Here is a 15,119-nt window from a genome sequence, read left to right as displayed (position 1 = left end):
CGCCCGGCGCCCTGCGCGGGCGATGTCGCACCCCGGCGGCGCACCTCAGCGCAGCCGGCGCAGCAGCGCCAAGCCCGCCGCCGCGGTCACCCCGCCCGCCGACCGCACCGCCCGCGACACGTCGGGCAGCCAGCCGCCCCGGACCGCCTCCCCGGCACGGGTTCGGCGCGAACACCACGCCCGGGTGGTGAGCACCTCGGCGCCGGCCGCCCGGCACTCCTCGCGTACCTGGGCCAGGGTGGCGGGGGAGGGGGCCGCGAGGACCAGGCGGTGCCCACGGCCGGCAAACTCCCGGGCCGCCGCCCGGCCGATCCCGCTGGTCGCGCCGGTGATGACCACCGTCCGGCTCACGGTTCGAGCACGACCTTGACGCAGCCGTCCTGCTTCTTCTGGAACATCTCGTACGCCTGCGGCGCCTGCGCGAGCGGCAGCCGGTGGGTCCGCAGGTCCTCGACGCCGAGCGGGTCGTCGTCGCCGGCGAGCAGCGGCATGATGTCGTCGATCCAGCGCTTCACGTGGCACTGCCCCATGCGCAGCTGGACGCCCCGGTCGAACATCTCCATGAGCGGCATCGGGTCCTGCTCGCCGCCGTACACGCCGGAGATCGACACGGTGCCGCCGCGCCGGACGGCCTTGAGCGCGGCGTGTAGCACCACGAGCCGGTCGACACCCACCTTGTCGGTCATGGTCCGGGCCAGCTTGTCCGGCAGCAGCCCGGCGGCGGTCTGGGCGATCTTGCCGGCCGGGGCGCCGTGCGCCTCCATGCCGACGGCGTCGATCACCGCGTCCGGGCCGCGCCCGTCGACCAGGTCGATCAGCGCCCCGGGCACGTCGTCGAGTTCGCTGACGTCGAGCACCTCGATGCCGTGCCGGCGGGCCATCTCCAGCCGCTCCGGCACCAGGTCCAGGCCGATCACCCGGCCGGCGCCGAGGTGCCGGCCGATCCGGGCGCAGAACTGCCCGACGGGGCCGAGGCCGAACACCGCCAGGGTGCCGCCGGGCGGGGTGTCGGCGTACTTCACCGCCTGCCAGGCGGTGGGCAGGATGTCGGAGAGGTAGAGCCAGCGCTCGTCGGGCCCGGTCTCCGGGATCTTGATCGGGCCGAACTGGGCCTGCGGCACCCGCAGGTACTCGGCCTGCCCGCCGGGGAGGGAGCCGTAGAGCGAGGTGTAGCCGAACAGCCCGGCGCCCTTGCCCTCGCTGGTCACCTGGGTGGTCTCGCACTGGGCGTAGAGCTGGCGGTCGCACATCCAGCACGAGCCGCAGGAGATGTTGAAGGGGACGACCACGCGGTCGCCGGGCTTGAGCCGGGTCACCCCCGGGCCGACCTCCTCGACGACACCCATCGGCTCGTGCCCCAGCACGTCGCCGGGCTTCAGGTACGGCCCGAGCACCTCGTACAGGTGCAGGTCGGAGCCGCAGATGGCGGTCGAGGTCACCCGGATGACCGCGTCGGTCGGCTCCTCGATCCGCGGGTCCGGTACGTCCTCGACGCGGACGTCACGCTTGCCCTGCCAGGTGAGTGCCTTCATGCCTGAATGTCCCCTCTTCGGTGCCGTCCGCCGGACTGCTACCCCCGGGGGAGCGGTTGAACCGGCGGGGGGCTGCCCCGCGTACCCGGAAAAGGGCGACCGCCGCGCCCCGGGTGCGGGGCGCGGCGGTCGTGTGGGTCGGACGGCGGGGGGTCAGGACCCCGGGGTGCCGGCGCGCTTGGACGTCGCCTTGAGGTAGTCCCGGTTGAGCCGGCCGATGGTGTTCAGCGGGATGCCCTTCGGGCAGGCCGCCGCGCACTCGCCGATGTTGGTGCAGCCGCCGAAGCCGGCCTCGTCGTGCGCGTCCACCATGCCGATCACTCGGGTGTACCGCTCGGGCTGGCCCTGCGGCAGCAGCGAGAGCTGGGTGATCTTGGCAGCGGTGAACAGCATGCCGGAGCCGTTCGGGCAGGCCGCCACGCAGGCGCCGCAGCCGATGCACGCGGCCGAGGAGAAGGCGGCGTCCGCGTCCGCCTTGGCCACCGGCGTCGAGTGCGCCTCGGGGGCGCTGCCGGTCGGCGCGGTGATGTAGCCGCCGGCGGCGATGATCTGGTCGAAGGCGTTCCGGTCGACCACGAGGTCCTTGATCACCGGGAAGGCCCGGGCCCGCCACGGCTCGATGTCGATCGTGTCGCCGTCGGAGAACTGCCGCATGTGCAGCTGGCAGGCGGTGGTGCCGCGCTGCGGGCCGTGCGCCTCACCGTTGATCATGAGGCTGCACATGCCGCAGATGCCCTCGCGGCAGTCGTGGTCGAACGCGACCGGCTCCTCGCCGTCGAGGATCAGCCGCTCGTTGAGCACGTCGAGCATCTCCAGGAAGGACATGTCCGGGGACACGTCCTGCACCGGGTAGGTCACCATCTGACCCTTGTCCTCGGGGCCCTTCTGGCGCCAGATGCGCAGGGTCAGGTTCACTTGTAGCTCCGCTGCGTGGGGTGGACGTATTCGAAGGTCAGGTCTTCCTTGTGCAGCACGGGCTGACCGGTGCCGGCGTATTCCCAGGCCGCCACGTAGGAGAACCGGTCGTCGTCGCGTTGCGCCTCACCGTCGGGGGTCTGGTGCTCGGCCCGGAAGTGGCCGCCGCAGGACTCCTCGCGGTGCAGGGCGTCGATGCACATGAGCTCGGCCAGCTCGAAGAAGTCGGCCACCCGGCCGGCCTTCTCCAGCGACTGGTTGAGCCCCTCGCCGTCGCCCGGGACGCGGACCCGCTGCCAGAACTCGTCGCGCAGGGTGCGGATCTCGTCGATCGCCTTGCGCAGCCCGGCCTCGGAGCGCTCCATGCCGCAGTGCTCCCACATGATCTGGCCCAGCTCCCGGTGGAACGAGTCCACCGTGCGGTCGCCGTTGATCGCGAGCAGCCGCTGGAGCCGCTCCTCGACCTCGGTCCGCGCGGCCACCGCCTCGGGGTGGCTGGCGTCGACCTTGTCCAGGGCGCCCGCGGCCAGGTAGTTCGCGATGGTGTTCGGCAGCACGAAGTAGCCGTCGGCCAGGCCCTGCATGAGCGCCGAGGCGCCGAGCCGGTTGGCGCCGTGGTCGGAGAAGTTGGCCTCGCCGATCACGAACAGGCCCGGGATGGTCGACTGGAGGTCGTAGTCGACCCAGAGGCCGCCCATCGTGTAGTGCACGGCGGGGTAGATCCGCATCGGGACCTCGTACGGGTCCTCGCCGGTGATCCGCTCGTACATCTCGAACAGGTTGCCGTACTTGGCTTCGATGGCCTTGCGGCCGAGCCGGCCGATGGCGTCGGCGAAGTCGAGGTAGACGCCGAGCCCGCCCGGGCCGACACCGCGGCCCTCGTCGCAGACGTTCTTGGCGGCGCGGGAGGCGATGTCCCGGGGGACCAGGTTGCCGAAGGAGGGGTAGATCCGCTCCAGGTAGTAGTCCCGCTCGTCCTCTCCGATGTCCTTCGGGCTGCGGGCGTCGCCCTTGGCCTTGGGCACCCACACCCGGCCGTCGTTGCGCAGCGACTCGCTCATCAGGGTCAGCTTCGACTGGTGGTCGCCGGAGACCGGGATGCAGGTCGGGTGGATCTGCGTGTAGCAGGGGTTCGCGAAGTACGCGCCCTTGCGGTGCGCCCGCCAGGAGGCCGTGACGTTGCAGCCCTTGGCGTTGGTGGAGAGGTAGAAGACGTTGCCGTAGCCGCCGGAGGCGAGCACGACGGCGTCGGCCATCTCGGTGCTGATCTCGCCGGTGACCAGGTCGCGGACCACGATGCCGCGGGCCCGGCCGTCGACGATGACCAGTTCGAGCATCTCGTGCCGGGCATTCATCTCCACGTTGCCCAGGCCGATCTGCCGCTCCAGCGCCTGGTACGCGCCGAGCAGCAGCTGCTGGCCCGTCTGGCCCCGGGCGTAGAAGGTGCGCTGCACCTGCGCGCCGCCGAAGGAGCGGGTGTCGAGCAGGCCGCCGTACTCGCGGGCGAACGGGACGCCCTGGGCGACGCACTGGTCGATGATGTTGACCGAGACCTCGGCGAGCCGGTGCACGTTGGACTCGCGGGAGCGGAAGTCGCCGCCCTTGACGGTGTCGTAGAAGAGCCGGTGCACCGAGTCGCCGTCGTTGCGGTAGTTCTTGGCGGCGTTGATGCCGCCCTGCGCGGCGATGGAGTGGGCCCGGCGCGGGCTGTCCTGGTAGCAGTAGGACTTCACGTGGTAGCCCTGCTCGGCCAGGGTGGCCGCGGCGGAGCCGCCGGCCAGGCCGGTGCCGACCACGATCACGGTCAGCTTGCGCCGGTTGGCCGGGTTGACCAGCTTCATCTCGAACCGGTGACGGTCCCAGCGGGTCTCGATGGGGCCGTCGGGAGCCTTGGTGTCGGCGATCGGGTCGCCGGTGGTGAAGAGATCCATGTCAGGCCACCAATCCGGTAAGTACGGCGAACGGGACCACGAGGTAGCCGACGCAGAGCGCGACGGCGAGGGCGAGGGCCGCGGCACGCGCGCGGCGCTCGCCCTTCGGGGTCTGCTGCCCGAGGCTGCGGAACGCGCTGAACGCGCCGTGCCGCAGGTGGAAGCCGAGCGTGACGATCGCCAGGGTGTAGAAGAGCGTGACGTACCAGCGGTCCGCCGCGAAGTCCTGGACGACGTTGCCGTAGGGGTTGGCCGGGTCGCCCTGCGGGTTCAGGTGACCGGTCGTCAGGTCCAGGATGTGGTAGATCACGAAGAGCAGGATGATCACACCACCCCAGCGCATGGTCCGGGCCGCGTAGTTCACGTGGATCTTCCTGCGGTGCGCGTACGGCACCGGGCGGGCGGCCCGGGCGCGCTTCGCGAGCACGGTGGCCGAGACGATGTGCGCGAGCACGGCCACGGTGAGCGCGGTGCGCTGGATCCACAGGTACCAGGTCGACGGCAGCAGCGGCGTTCCGATCTCCCGGAGCCAGTGCGCGTAGTGGTCGAACGAGGTTTCGCCCGTGAAGATCTTCAGGTTGCCGAGCATGTGCAGGATCAGGAACAGCACCAGGATGATGCCCGTCACCGCCATGACGGCCTTGAGGCCGACATTGGAGCGGATGGGCGACCGAGTTTTCGTGATTACCACATGGCCGACGCTAGGAGCAGTTTGATCAGTCGTCCAATGCATCGACCTCGCAGTCTTGATAGCCATAAGCTATACAGATGCAGCTCCATCAGCTCCGGTACTTCGTCGCGGTCGCAGAAGTACGACATTTCACCCAAGCTGCCGATCTGGTGGGCATCACGCAGCCCTCACTGAGTAAGCAAATTCACGCCCTGGAGACCGACCTGGGGGCCCCGCTCTTCGAGCGGGTAAGGGGCAACATCGCCCTCACCGCGGCCGGCGACGTGCTGCTGCCCTTCGCCAAGCGGATCCTCGCCGACGTGGACACCGCCACCCGGGAGGTGCAGGAACTGGTCGGCCTGCGCCGGGGCCGGGTCCGGCTCGGCGCCACCCCCAGCCTGGCCACCTCGCTGGCGCCCCCGGTGCTGCGCCGGTTCCGCGACGCCCACCCCACCGTCGACCTCCGGGTGGAGGAGGGCGGCTCGCAGGATCTGGTCCGTGACCTGCTCCGCGGCGACCTCGACCTGGCGCTGATCATCATGCCGTCCACCGGCACCGACCCGGGGCTGCGCGCCGACCCGATCCTGCGGGAGAGCCTCGTGGTCGCCTCGGTCGACCCGCTGCCGGCCGCCTCCGAGCGGGGCGAGGTGCGCATCACCGACCTGCGCGACCAGCCGCTGGTGATGTTCCGCCAGGGCTACGACCTGCGCGACGCCACCCTCCAGGCGTGCCGGGCGGCCGGCTTCGAGCCGACCCTGTCGGTGGACGGCGGGGAGCTGGACGCCGTCCTCAGCTTCGTCGAGGCCGGACTCGGCGCGGCCCTGGTGCCCGGCATCGCGGTCACCCGCCGGCCGGGAATCCGGGTGACCCGGCTCGCCCCGCCCGGCGTCCGCCGGACCATCGCGGTGGCCCGCCGCCGCGACGTGGTGCCCACCCACGCCGGCCGCGAGCTGCGCCGCATCCTCCTGGAGTACGTGCACGACGCCACCGCCGCCGACCGGCTTCCGGCCGGCGTGGAGCCGCTCTAGCGGCCCTCGGCGTCGTCCATGGCGCGGTAGATGCGCTGCTCGGAGACGGGGTACGGGGTGCCGAGCGCCTGGGCGAAGACGTTCACCCGCAGCTCCTCGATCATCCACCGGATCTGCCGGACCGCCGCGGACTGCCGCTTCGACGGCGGCAGCGCGGCCAGCAGGTCCTGGTACTCCTTCTGCACCACGGCGATCCGGTCCTGTTGCTGCTTGTCCCGCTGCGGGTTGCCGGTCAGCCGGTCCAGCCGCCGCTCGATCGCGGTCAGGTAGCGCAGCAGGTCGGGCAGGCGCGCGTACCCGGCCTCGGTGATGAAGCCCTTGTGCACCAGGCCGCCGAGCTGGCTGCGGATGTCGGCCAGCGCGGCCACGACGGCCAGGTTCCGGGTGGCGCCGAGGCGCTGCTCCACCGCGTACGCGGCGGCCAGCACCTGCCGCACCCGGCCCATCACCTCGACCACCGTGTCGACCAGGTCGGCGCGGACCCGCTCGCGCAGCGCGGCGAAGCCCTCGGCGTCCCAGGCCGGGCCGCCCGCGTCCGCCATCAGCTTGTCGATGGCCGCGCCCGCCGCGTCCTCGATCAGGGCCGGCACCCCGCCGTGCGGGTTGCGGGACAGCGCCAGCTTGGCCTCGTTGCTGAGCCGGCCCTGGAGGAACTTCGCCGGGGAGGGCACGGTCAGCCGGAGCAGCCGCCGGGTGCCGGCCCAGTGCGCGGCCTCCTGCTCGGCGGGGGAGTCGAACACCTTCACCCCGACGGTCGTGCCCTCGTCGACCAGGGCCGGGTACGCGGTGACCGCGTAGCCGGCGCGGACCTGCTCGATGGTGCGCGGCAGGGAGCCGATGTCCCACCCGGTCAGCCCGGTCCGGGCCACGTCGGGCGCGGCGGCGGCGACGACCTGGCGTACCTCCTGGCGCAGCTCGCGTTGCAGGGCCGGCAGGTCCTTGCCCTCGGCGACCGGCTTGTCGTCCTCGCCGAGCACCCGGAAGGTGACCCGCAGGTGCGGCGGCAGCCTGTCCACGTCCCAGGCGTCGGGCGGCACGGTCACCCCGGTCATCCGGCGCAGCTGCCGGGCGAGCGCGGCGAGCAGCGGCTCCTCGCCGGCCGGCATCTGCGCGAGCGCCGCCCGGGCGTAGTCGGGCACCGGGACGAAGTTGCGCCGGATCGCCTTGGGCAGCGACCGGATCAGCGCGATCACGAGTTCCTCGCGCAGGCCGGGCACCTGCCAGTCGAAGCTCTCCGCCGGCACCTGGTTGAGCAGCGGCAGCGGGATGTCGACGGTGACGCCGTCGGTGGGGGTGCCCGGGTCGAAGGTGTAGGTCAGCGGCAGGGCCACCCCGTCGGCCCGCCACTCGTCCGGGTAGTCGGTCTCGTCCACCCCGGCCCGCCCGGAGTTGACCAGCAGCTCGCGGGTGAAGGTGAGCAGGTCCGGCTGCTCCCGTCGGGTCTTCTTCCACCAGGTGTCGAAGTGCCGGCCGGAGACCACGTCGGCGGGGATCCGCTGGTCGTAGAAGTGGTAGATGGTCTCGTCGTCGACCAGGATGTCGCGCCGGCGGGCCCGGTTCTCCAGCTCCTCCACCTCGGTCAGCAGCCGCTGGTTGTCCGACCAGAACTGGTGGTGGGTCTGCCAGTCGCCCTCGACGAGGGCGTGCCGCAGGAACAGCTCCCGGCTCAGCACCGGGTCGATCCGGCCGAAGTTGACCTTGCGGGAGGTGACCAGCGGGATGCCGTAGAGGGTGACCTTCTCGTAGGCCATCACGGCGGCCTGCTTCTTCTCCCAGTGCGGCTCGCTGTAGCTGCGCTTCACCAGGTGCTGGGCGAGCGGCTCGACCCATTCCGGCTCGACCCGGCCGGCCACCCGGCCCCAGAGCCGGGAGGTCTCGACCAGCTCGGCGGCCATCACCCAGCGCGGCGGCTTCTTGAACAGCGCCGAGCCCGGGAAGATCGCGAACTTCGCCCCGCGCGCCCCGAGGTACTCGTGCTTCTGCGCGTCCTTGAGCCCGAGGTGGGAGAGCAGGCCGGGCAGCAGGGACTGGTGCACCTTCGGGGTGTCGATCTCCTCGGGCAGGTCCGCGCCGGCCCCGCGGCGGCCGTCACCCTTGTCCGAGGTGCGCAGCACCTGCCGGAGCTGGCTCACGATGTCCTGCCACTCGCGCACCCGCAGGTAGTTCAGGTACTCCGCCTTGCACATTCGCCGGAACGCGCTGGAGGACAGGGCCCGCTGCTGCTCCCGCAGGTAGCGCCACAGGTTCAGGTACGCGACGAAGTCCGACTCCTTGTCGGCGAACCGGGCGTGCGCCTGGTCGGCCTGGGCCTGCTTGTCGGCGGGCCGCTCGCGCGGGTCCTGGATGGAGAGCGCCGCCGCGATGACGATGACCTCGGTGGCGCAGCCGTTGCGCTCGCCTTCGAGGACCATCCGGGCCAGCCGCGGGTCGACCGGGAGCTGGGCCAGCCGCCGGCCGAGCGGGGTGAGCCGCTTCGCCGGGTCGGTCTCGGTCGGGTCCAGCGCGCCCAGCTCGTGCAGCAGGTTCACGCCGTCGGTGACGTTGCGCCGGTCCGGCGGGTCGAGGAACGGGAACGCGCCGATGTCGCCCAGCCCGATCGAGGTCATCTGGAGGATGACCGAGGCCAGGTTGGTGCGCAGGATCTCCGGGTCGGTGAACTCGGGCCGGGAGGCGAAGTCCTGCTCGTCGTAGAGGCGGATGCAGATGCCGTCCGAGGTGCGCCCGCAGCGGCCCTTGCGCTGGTTGGCCGACGCCTGGGAGACCGGCTCGATCGGCAGCCGCTGCACCTTGAGGCGGCTGGAGTAGCGGGAGATCCGGGCCGTCCCCGGGTCCACCACGTACGTGATGCCGGGGACGGTCAGCGAGGTTTCCGCGACGTTGGTGGCGAGCACCACCCGGCGCCCGGCGTGCGGGGCGAAGACCCGGTGCTGCTCGGCCGTGGAGAGCCGGGCGTAGAGCGGGAGGATCTCGGTGCCGAGCAGCGAGCGTCTCTTCTGCACCAGCTTGCCGAGCGCGTCGGCGGTGTCCCGGATCTCCCGTTCGCCGCTGAGGAAGACCAGGATGTCGCCGGGACCCTCGGCGGCCAGTTCCTCGACGGCGTCGCCGATGGCCTGGATCTGGTCCCGGACGTTCTCCTCGTCCCCGTCGTCCTCCTCCTCGGTCTCGACGACCTCGACCAGCGGGCGGTAGCGCACCTCCACCGGATAGGTCCGGCCGGACACCTCGACGACCGGCGCGGGGTTGCCCTCGGCGTCGGCGAAGTGCTTCGCGAACCGGTCGGTCTCGATGGTCGCCGAGGTGATGACCACCTTGAGGTCGGGGCGGCGGGGCAGCAGCTGCCGGAGGTAGCCGAGGATGAAGTCGATGTTGAGGCTGCGCTCGTGCGCCTCGTCGATGATCAACGTGTCGTACTGGCGCAGCATCCGGTCGGTCTGCAACTCGGCCAGCAGGATGCCGTCGGTCATCAGCTTGACCAGGCTGTTGTCGCCCACCTGGTCGGTGAAGCGCACCTTGTAGCCGACCACGTCGCCCAGCTCGGTGCCGAGTTCCTCGGCGATCCGGTCGGCCACCGTCCGCGCGGCGAGCCGGCGGGGCTGGGTGTGGCCGATCAGCCCGGTGACGCCGCGGCCCAGCTCCAGACAGATCTTGGGCAGCTGGGTGGTCTTGCCGGAGCCCGTCTCGCCGGCCACGATCACCACCTGGTGGTCGCGGATGGCCGCGGCGATGTCGTCCCTGCGCTCGCTGACCGGAAGCTGCGCCGGATAGGTGACCGTCGGCACGGCGGCCCGCCGGGCGGCCAGCCGCGCCTCGGCCCGGGCCACGTCGGCCGCGATCTCGGCCAGCGCCGACTCCCGCCGCTGCGGGTCGCGCAGCTTCCGCACCCCGTCCAGCCGGCGCTGGAGCCGGCGCTGGTCGCGGAACATCAGGGCGGACAGGCGGCGGTGCAGGTCGCGGGCGGTCTCGGGTACGGCGGGTGCGGCTGGATTCTGCATGTCGTCGCCAAGGATAGGCAGGCGTACGGCCCACCGCTCCCGGGTTACCGGCTACCGCCGCCTCCCGCGCGCCCTGCCAGGTGGGCGCGGGTGGCCGGGCTAGAGTTTCGGCCGAGGTGAGGTCCGACGACGGGACGGGATGATCATGCGCGACACCGACCGGGCGCTGGTGCAGGCCGCGATGGCCGTCGCCAAGCTGCGCTGCCGCAGCGACAACCACACCGTCGCCGCCGCCGCGCGGACCACGGACGGCCGGGTCTTCAGCGGCGTGAACGTCTACCACTTCACCGGCGGCCCGTGCGCCGAGGTGGTGGCCATCGGGGCCGCCGCCACCCAGGGCGCGGGGGACCTGGAGACCATCGTGGCGGTGGGGGACCGGGGCCGGGGCGTCATTCCGCCGTGCGGCCGGTGCCGGCAGGTTCTCCTGGACTACTTCCCGTCGATCCGGGTGATCGTCGGGCCGCCGGACGCGCTGCGGGCGGTCCCGGTGACCGACCTGCTGCCGGAGACGTACGTCTGGTCGGACCACCAGGTGGAGGTGGCGGTCGGGCCGCCGCGCACCGGGGTGTGGCCGATGCCGGTGGTGCCGGGCAGCCGCCAGGCCGCCGAGGACTGACGGCTCCGCACCGGAGTGGCTCCGGCAGGTCTTGCGACGCTTCTACAACGTTGTAATACTCGGGTCGTCCCCGCGACGAGGAGGCCCCGATGACATCCCAGCTGATCGAGGACGAGACCCCCGTCGAGGCCCTCGGGGACCTCTACCGCGACGGCATCACCGCCCGCCGTGGCGCCTTCTCCACCGACTCGGTGGAGCGGGTCGACGAGGACATCGACGCCGCGTTCCGGGAGGCCCGCTCCCGCCCCGACGGCGCGGTCGGCCGCGGCCCGGAGCGCTGGTACGTCGAGATCCACCCGGAGCAGCTGCGCGGCTTCGTCGACCTGGTCACCCACCCGTGGGTGGTGTCGGTGTGCCGCGCGGTGCTCGGCCCCGACTACGAGATCGTCGAGCTGGGGTTCGACATCCCGTTCCCCGGCGCGAAGATGCAGCCGTGGCACCGGGACTTCCCGATGCCCGAGGAGACCCGCCTGCGGCGCCGGCTCACCTCGCTGGCCTTCAACCTGACCACGGTGGACACCGTGGAGGAGATGGGCCCGTTCGAGATCGCCCCGGGGACGCAGTGGGACGACGGCCGCGACTTCGACCACGAGATGTTCCCGCCGAAGGACCGGTACCCCCGCTACGGGTCCCGCGCGGTCCGCAAGTACCCGAAGCGCGGCGACATCTCGGCGCGCTCCGCGCTCACCATCCACCGGGGCACCCCGAACGTCAGCCAGCTCGCCCGGCCCGTGCTGGTGCTTGGCGTCGACGCGCCGGGCGCGGGCAACGCCGCCCACCACGACCTGGCGGTCACCCGGGACTACTGGGCGGGCCTGCCGGAACTGGTCCGGGCGCACCTGCACTGCCCCGTGGTCGACACCCTCGTGCCGATCCGCCAGAAGCACACCATCGAGGGGCTGGTGATGGGCGCCGAGTGAGGGCGCCTGGTCAGTCCCCGGCCGCCGCCTCCAGCATCGAGCGGGGCACCGGCACCTGCTCGAAGCGGACGTTGCCCTCCGGCACCATCCAGCTCAGCACCTGTGCCTCCAGCCGCCCGGCGCGGACGGCCGGGTCGTTGGCGTAGAGGTCGCGGGCCATCTGCGGGTCGACCGAGAGCACGGCGATCCCGCGGATCCGCTCGTCGTCACCACCGAGGAACGGGCCGGCCGCGAGCACGGCGCCCTGCTCCACCAGCCCGGCCTGATGGGCCAGGTGCGCGTCCTGGAGCCGGTCGAGCGCGTCCTGGGGCAGGTCGGGCGCGTCGTCCGGCCGGACCAGGAGCACCACGGTGTGCTGGTCGAATCGCATGCCCTCAGGGTAGGGGCTGGCGGGCCCGCAGCGCCCGGATCGACCAGTCGAGCACCGGGGCCAGGCTCTCCACGGGCGGCCAGCCGTTGACCACCGACAGCAGGCGCAGGTACCGCTCCCGGCGCGGGTCGCCGGCGGCCTCCAGCCGGTCCAGCAGCCGCCGCCGCAGGTCGGCGTCGTCCGGGCGACCGCACAGCCGCGCGTACCGGCTCGTGGCCGCGGCGACGACCCCGTCGGCCCGGGGTGACGCCGGGTCCACGCTGGCGGCCAGCGCCGGGGTGACCTCCTCGCGGACCACGGCGACCGCGTCGCGGCGGACGCCCGGCACGCCGGCCCGGTCGGCCGCGTGCTGCTCCGCCAGCCGCCGCAGGCCCGCCCGGAAGCCCGGGTCCAGGGCCAGCTCGGCCAGCTCCACCCACGCCTCGACCTGCTCCTCGGTGGGGTCGTCGGGCAGCTCGGGGGTGAGCGAGCGGCGGATCCCCGCGAACCCCGGCCCGGTCAGGCCGGCGAAGGCGGCGTCGAGGAACTCGTCGACCAGCCGCCGTCGCTCCGCCGCGGCCAGCCCGGCCAGCCGGTGCAGTTGTTCGGCCTGGGTGGCCGTGGCCCCGCGCCGGGCCACCACGGTCAGCACCGCGCGGCGCAGCCGCAACACCCGGATCTGGGTGGCCAGGGCGTCGGCGTGCGCCGCCGCGACCTCGGGCAGCCCGACCTCCCGCTCCACCACCCGGCGCACCGTCGGCAGGTCCACGCCCAGCTCACGCAGCGTCCGGACCAGCTCCAGCCGGGCCAGGGCGTCCGGGCCGTAGCGGCGGTGACCGGTCGGGCCGCGGTCGCTCGGCGGCACGATCCCGCGGTCGGACCAGAAGCGGATGGTCTTCACCGGCAACCCGGTCCGCCGGGCCAGGTCACCGATGGAATAGCACGCGTCCATGCGCCCACCCTGCCGCCTCCCCCCGCTGGAGGCGCAAGCCGCACATCGACAACGCCGAGTTAGGCGTGCCTAACCAGCTCGGTTAAGGTAAGGCGTACCTAATCCGAGAGGCGAGCACCCCCTGTGACCACCGTCGCCGTCCGGCCCGTCCGGGCCGACGCCCCCACCCGCCGCGGCACGCCCCGCCGCCTCGCGGTCACCGTGGCGGCGGCTCTCCTGCTCGTCGTCGCGCTGCTGGCCAGCCTGGCGCTCGGCAGCCGCCACCTCCCCGTCGACCAGGTGTGGCACGCCCTGGTCGCCCCGGACGGCGGCGAGGCCACCACCGTGGTCCGCGAGCTGCGGCTGCCGCGGACCGCCCTGGGACTGGTCGTCGGGCTCGCCCTGGCCCTGGCCGGGGTGCTCTTCCAGGCAGTCACCCGCAACCCCCTCGCGGAGCCGCGCATCCTCGGGGTCAGCGCGGGCGCGTCCTTCGGGGTGGTGCTGGCCATCGCCGTCTTCGGCGTGAGCACGCTCACCGGGTACGTCTGGTTCGGCATCGCCGGCGCGCTGCTCGCCGGGCTCCTGGTCTTCGCCGTCGCCAACCGCACCCGCGAGGGCGCCAGCCCGGTCACCCTCGCGCTGGTCGGCGCGGCGCTCGACGCCGGTCTCGGCGCCGTCGTGTACGCGCTGCTCAGCATCGACGCCCGCACCTTCGAGGAGTACCGGTTCTGGGTGGTCGGCGGCCTCACCGGCCGGGACGTCGGCGTCGCCGGGCAGGTGCTCCCGTTCGTCCTCGCCGGCACGGCTCTGGCGGCGCTGGCCGCTCGCGGCCTGGACGCGCTGGCCCTCGGCGACGACGTCGCCCGCGGTCTCGGCCACCGGATCGCCCTGGTCCGCCTCGCCGCCGGGTTCGGCGGGGTGCTGCTCACCGGCGCCGCAGTGGCCGCCGCCGGGCCGATCGCCTTCGTCGGGCTGGCCGTGCCGCACCTGGCCCGGGCCCTGGTCGGCGCCGACCACCGGTGGACCCTGCTGGTCGCCGCGCTGCTCGGGCCGGCCCTGGTGCTCGGGGCCGACGTGGTCGGCCGGCTGGTGGCCCCGCCCGGCGAGGTCCCGGCCGGCATCATCACCGCGCTGGTCGGCGCGCCGCTGCTCGCCTTCCTGGTCCGCCGCGCCAAGGTCGTGACCGCATGACGGCCTCGTCCACCGCCCTGGCGGGGCGGTCGCTGCTGCGGGTCGGCCCGCTGACCGTTCCGATGCGCCGCCGCCCGGTGCTGGTCGCGGTCACGCTCGTCCTGCTGCTCGCCGCCGCCGTGGTGCTCAGCCTCTCGCTCGGCACGCCGTACGTGGCGCCGGCCGACGTGCTGCGCGCGCTCTCCGGCGCCGGCACCCCGTACGACCTCGTCGTGCTCGACCTGCGGCTGCCCCGCGCGGTGCTCGCGGCGCTGGCCGGCGCGGCGTTCGGTGTGGCCGGCACCCTGATCCAGAGCGTGGCCCGCAACCCCCTGGCCAGCCCCGACGTCATCGGGGTGACCCAGGGCGCCGGCCTGGCCGCCACGGTGGCCCTGACCAGCGGCGCCGCGGCGGTCCTGGTGGCGCCGGCCGCGCTCGTCGGCGGCCTGGTGGCGGCCATCCTGGTCTTCGCCCTCGGCGCCCGGCACGGCCTGGCTGCGCAGCGGTTCGTGCTGGCCGGCGTGGCGGTCGCGTTCGCGCTCCGGGCGCTCACCGAGGTGGTGATGCTCTCGGCCGACCCGATCGACGGGCTGCGCGCCCAGCTCTGGCTGATCGGCACCCTGGCCGGCAAGGGCTGGACCGAGGCGGCCTGGATCGCCGGCACCCTCGCCGCGCTGCTGCCCGTCCTGCTCTGGGCGGGGTGGGCGCTGCGCAGCACCGCGCTGGACGACGACACCGCCCGGGGGATCGGGCTGCGCCCGGTGGCCCGCCGGGTCGGGCTGGCCGCCACCGGCGTGCTGGCGGCCGCCACCGTCACGGCCCAGGTCGGCGCGGTGGACTTCGTGGCGCTGGTCGCCCCGCAGGTGGCCCGGCGGCTGGTGCGGGCGGAGCGGCCGCCGCTGCTCTGCTCCGCCCTGCTCGGCGCGCTGCTGCTGGTGCTGGCCGACCTGGCCGGCCGTCGGCTGTTCGCCCCCACCCAGCTTCCGGCCGGCGTGCTCACCGCGGCGATCGGCGGCCCGTACCTGATCTTCCTGCTGCTGCGGACCCGAGGGAGGCGGTCGTGAC

At 73.3% G+C, this 15,119-nt stretch carries 13 protein-coding genes; 5 read left to right on the top strand and 8 right to left on the bottom strand.

All coding sequences use genetic code 11. From position 1 onward, the window contains the following. Positions 1 to 45 precede the first annotated feature (45 nt). From ABZS80_RS16445 to ABZS80_RS16425, 5 genes are all read right to left on the bottom strand, one after another. Positions 46 to 351: an SDR family NAD(P)-dependent oxidoreductase gene (locus tag ABZS80_RS16445; protein WP_355056561.1), complete on the bottom strand. Its 306-nt coding sequence runs from the start codon at positions 349 to 351 to the stop codon at positions 46 to 48. Beyond that, entirely contained in the window at positions 348 to 1,532 is a 1,185-nt protein-coding gene (locus ABZS80_RS16440) for a zinc-dependent alcohol dehydrogenase (protein WP_355056559.1), read from the bottom strand. The genes ABZS80_RS16445 and ABZS80_RS16440 overlap by 4 nt, the downstream gene beginning before the upstream one ends. Before the next feature lie 153 nt (positions 1,533 to 1,685). After that, a complete protein-coding gene (locus ABZS80_RS16435) occupies positions 1,686 to 2,447 on the bottom strand; it encodes a succinate dehydrogenase/fumarate reductase iron-sulfur subunit (RefSeq protein WP_355056557.1) in 762 nt (253 codons plus the stop codon). After that, positions 2,444 to 4,378 (bottom strand): fumarate reductase/succinate dehydrogenase flavoprotein subunit, encoded by a 1,935-nt coding sequence (locus tag ABZS80_RS16430; protein ID WP_355056556.1) that lies wholly within the window; start codon positions 4,376 to 4,378, stop codon positions 2,444 to 2,446. The genes ABZS80_RS16435 and ABZS80_RS16430 overlap by 4 nt, the downstream gene beginning before the upstream one ends. 1 nt (position 4,379) lies before the next feature. Next, on the bottom strand, positions 4,380 to 5,111 hold the full coding sequence (locus tag ABZS80_RS16425; RefSeq protein WP_355056554.1) for a succinate dehydrogenase cytochrome b subunit: 732 nt from the start codon (positions 5,109 to 5,111) through the stop codon (positions 4,380 to 4,382). A 29-nt stretch (positions 5,112 to 5,140) separates the two neighbouring features. Between ABZS80_RS16425 and ABZS80_RS16420 the strand changes: the two genes are divergently transcribed. Further along, a complete protein-coding gene (locus tag ABZS80_RS16420) occupies positions 5,141 to 6,076 on the top strand; it encodes a LysR substrate-binding domain-containing protein (RefSeq protein WP_355056716.1) in 936 nt (311 codons plus the stop codon). Here ABZS80_RS16420 and hrpA read toward each other — a convergent pair. Beyond that, positions 6,073 to 10,068 (bottom strand): ATP-dependent RNA helicase HrpA, encoded by a 3,996-nt coding sequence (hrpA, locus tag ABZS80_RS16415; protein WP_355056552.1) that lies wholly within the window; start codon positions 10,066 to 10,068, stop codon positions 6,073 to 6,075. The genes ABZS80_RS16420 and hrpA overlap by 4 nt on opposite strands. 145 nt (positions 10,069 to 10,213) lie before the next feature. Between hrpA and ABZS80_RS16410 the strand changes: the two genes are divergently transcribed. Together ABZS80_RS16410 and ABZS80_RS16405 are read left to right on the top strand one after the other, a co-directional pair. Then, positions 10,214 to 10,684 carry a cytidine deaminase gene (locus ABZS80_RS16410; protein WP_355056550.1) on the top strand — a complete coding sequence of 157 codons (471 nt, stop codon included), beginning with the start codon at positions 10,214 to 10,216 and terminating at the stop codon, positions 10,682 to 10,684. Between the two features lie 89 nt (positions 10,685 to 10,773). Continuing rightward, positions 10,774 to 11,604, top strand: a complete 831-nt coding sequence (locus ABZS80_RS16405; RefSeq protein WP_355056548.1) for a phytanoyl-CoA dioxygenase family protein — start codon at positions 10,774 to 10,776, stop codon at positions 11,602 to 11,604. A 10-nt stretch (positions 11,605 to 11,614) separates the two neighbouring features. Here the strand turns inward: ABZS80_RS16405 and ABZS80_RS16400 are convergent, their stop codons facing one another. Continuing rightward, positions 11,615 to 11,974 (bottom strand): YciI family protein, encoded by a 360-nt coding sequence (locus ABZS80_RS16400; protein ID WP_262283686.1) that lies wholly within the window; start codon positions 11,972 to 11,974, stop codon positions 11,615 to 11,617. Between the two features lie 4 nt (positions 11,975 to 11,978). Then, complete coding sequence (locus ABZS80_RS16395; RefSeq protein WP_355056545.1) at positions 11,979 to 12,905, bottom strand: MerR family transcriptional regulator; 927 nt, start codon at positions 12,903 to 12,905, stop codon at positions 11,979 to 11,981. 123 nt (positions 12,906 to 13,028) lie between these two features. Between ABZS80_RS16395 and ABZS80_RS16390 the strand changes: the two genes are divergently transcribed. Together ABZS80_RS16390 and ABZS80_RS16385 are read left to right on the top strand one after the other, a co-directional pair. After that, on the top strand, positions 13,029 to 14,075 hold the full coding sequence (locus ABZS80_RS16390; RefSeq protein WP_355056544.1) for an iron ABC transporter permease: 1,047 nt from the start codon (positions 13,029 to 13,031) through the stop codon (positions 14,073 to 14,075). Next, a complete protein-coding gene (locus ABZS80_RS16385; protein WP_355056542.1) occupies positions 14,072 to 15,118 on the top strand; it encodes an iron ABC transporter permease in 1,047 nt (348 codons plus the stop codon). The genes ABZS80_RS16390 and ABZS80_RS16385 overlap by 4 nt, the downstream gene beginning before the upstream one ends. Position 15,119: the final 1 nt, after the last annotated feature.

The organism is Micromonospora sp. NPDC005305 (assembly GCF_040607315.1).
Classification (GTDB): domain Bacteria; phylum Actinomycetota; class Actinomycetes; order Mycobacteriales; family Micromonosporaceae; genus Micromonospora.
This window is presented reverse-complemented; position numbering and strand designations above follow the sequence as displayed.

Bases quoted from the DNA above. Each gene is read 5' to 3' on its own strand.
- ABZS80_RS16440 (WP_355056559.1), bottom strand. From the start codon at position 1,532: ATGAAGGCACTCACCTGGCAGGGCAAGCGTGACGTCCGCGTCGAGGAC.
- ABZS80_RS16430 (WP_355056556.1), bottom strand. From the start codon at position 4,378: ATGGATCTCTTCACCACCGGCGACCCGATCGCCGACACCAAGGCTCCC.
- ABZS80_RS16425 (WP_355056554.1), bottom strand. From the start codon at position 5,111: ATGCATTGGACGACTGATCAAACTGCTCCTAGCGTCGGCCATGTGGTA.
- hrpA (WP_355056552.1), bottom strand. From the start codon at position 10,068: ATGCAGAATCCAGCCGCACCCGCCGTACCCGAGACCGCCCGCGACCTG.
- ABZS80_RS16410 (WP_355056550.1), top strand. From the start codon at position 10,214: ATGCGCGACACCGACCGGGCGCTGGTGCAGGCCGCGATGGCCGTCGCC.
- ABZS80_RS16405 (WP_355056548.1), top strand. From the start codon at position 10,774: ATGACATCCCAGCTGATCGAGGACGAGACCCCCGTCGAGGCCCTCGGG.
- ABZS80_RS16400 (WP_262283686.1), bottom strand. From the start codon at position 11,974: ATGCGATTCGACCAGCACACCGTGGTGCTCCTGGTCCGGCCGGACGAC.
- ABZS80_RS16395 (WP_355056545.1), bottom strand. From the start codon at position 12,905: ATGGACGCGTGCTATTCCATCGGTGACCTGGCCCGGCGGACCGGGTTG.
- ABZS80_RS16385 (WP_355056542.1), top strand. From the start codon at position 14,072: ATGACGGCCTCGTCCACCGCCCTGGCGGGGCGGTCGCTGCTGCGGGTC.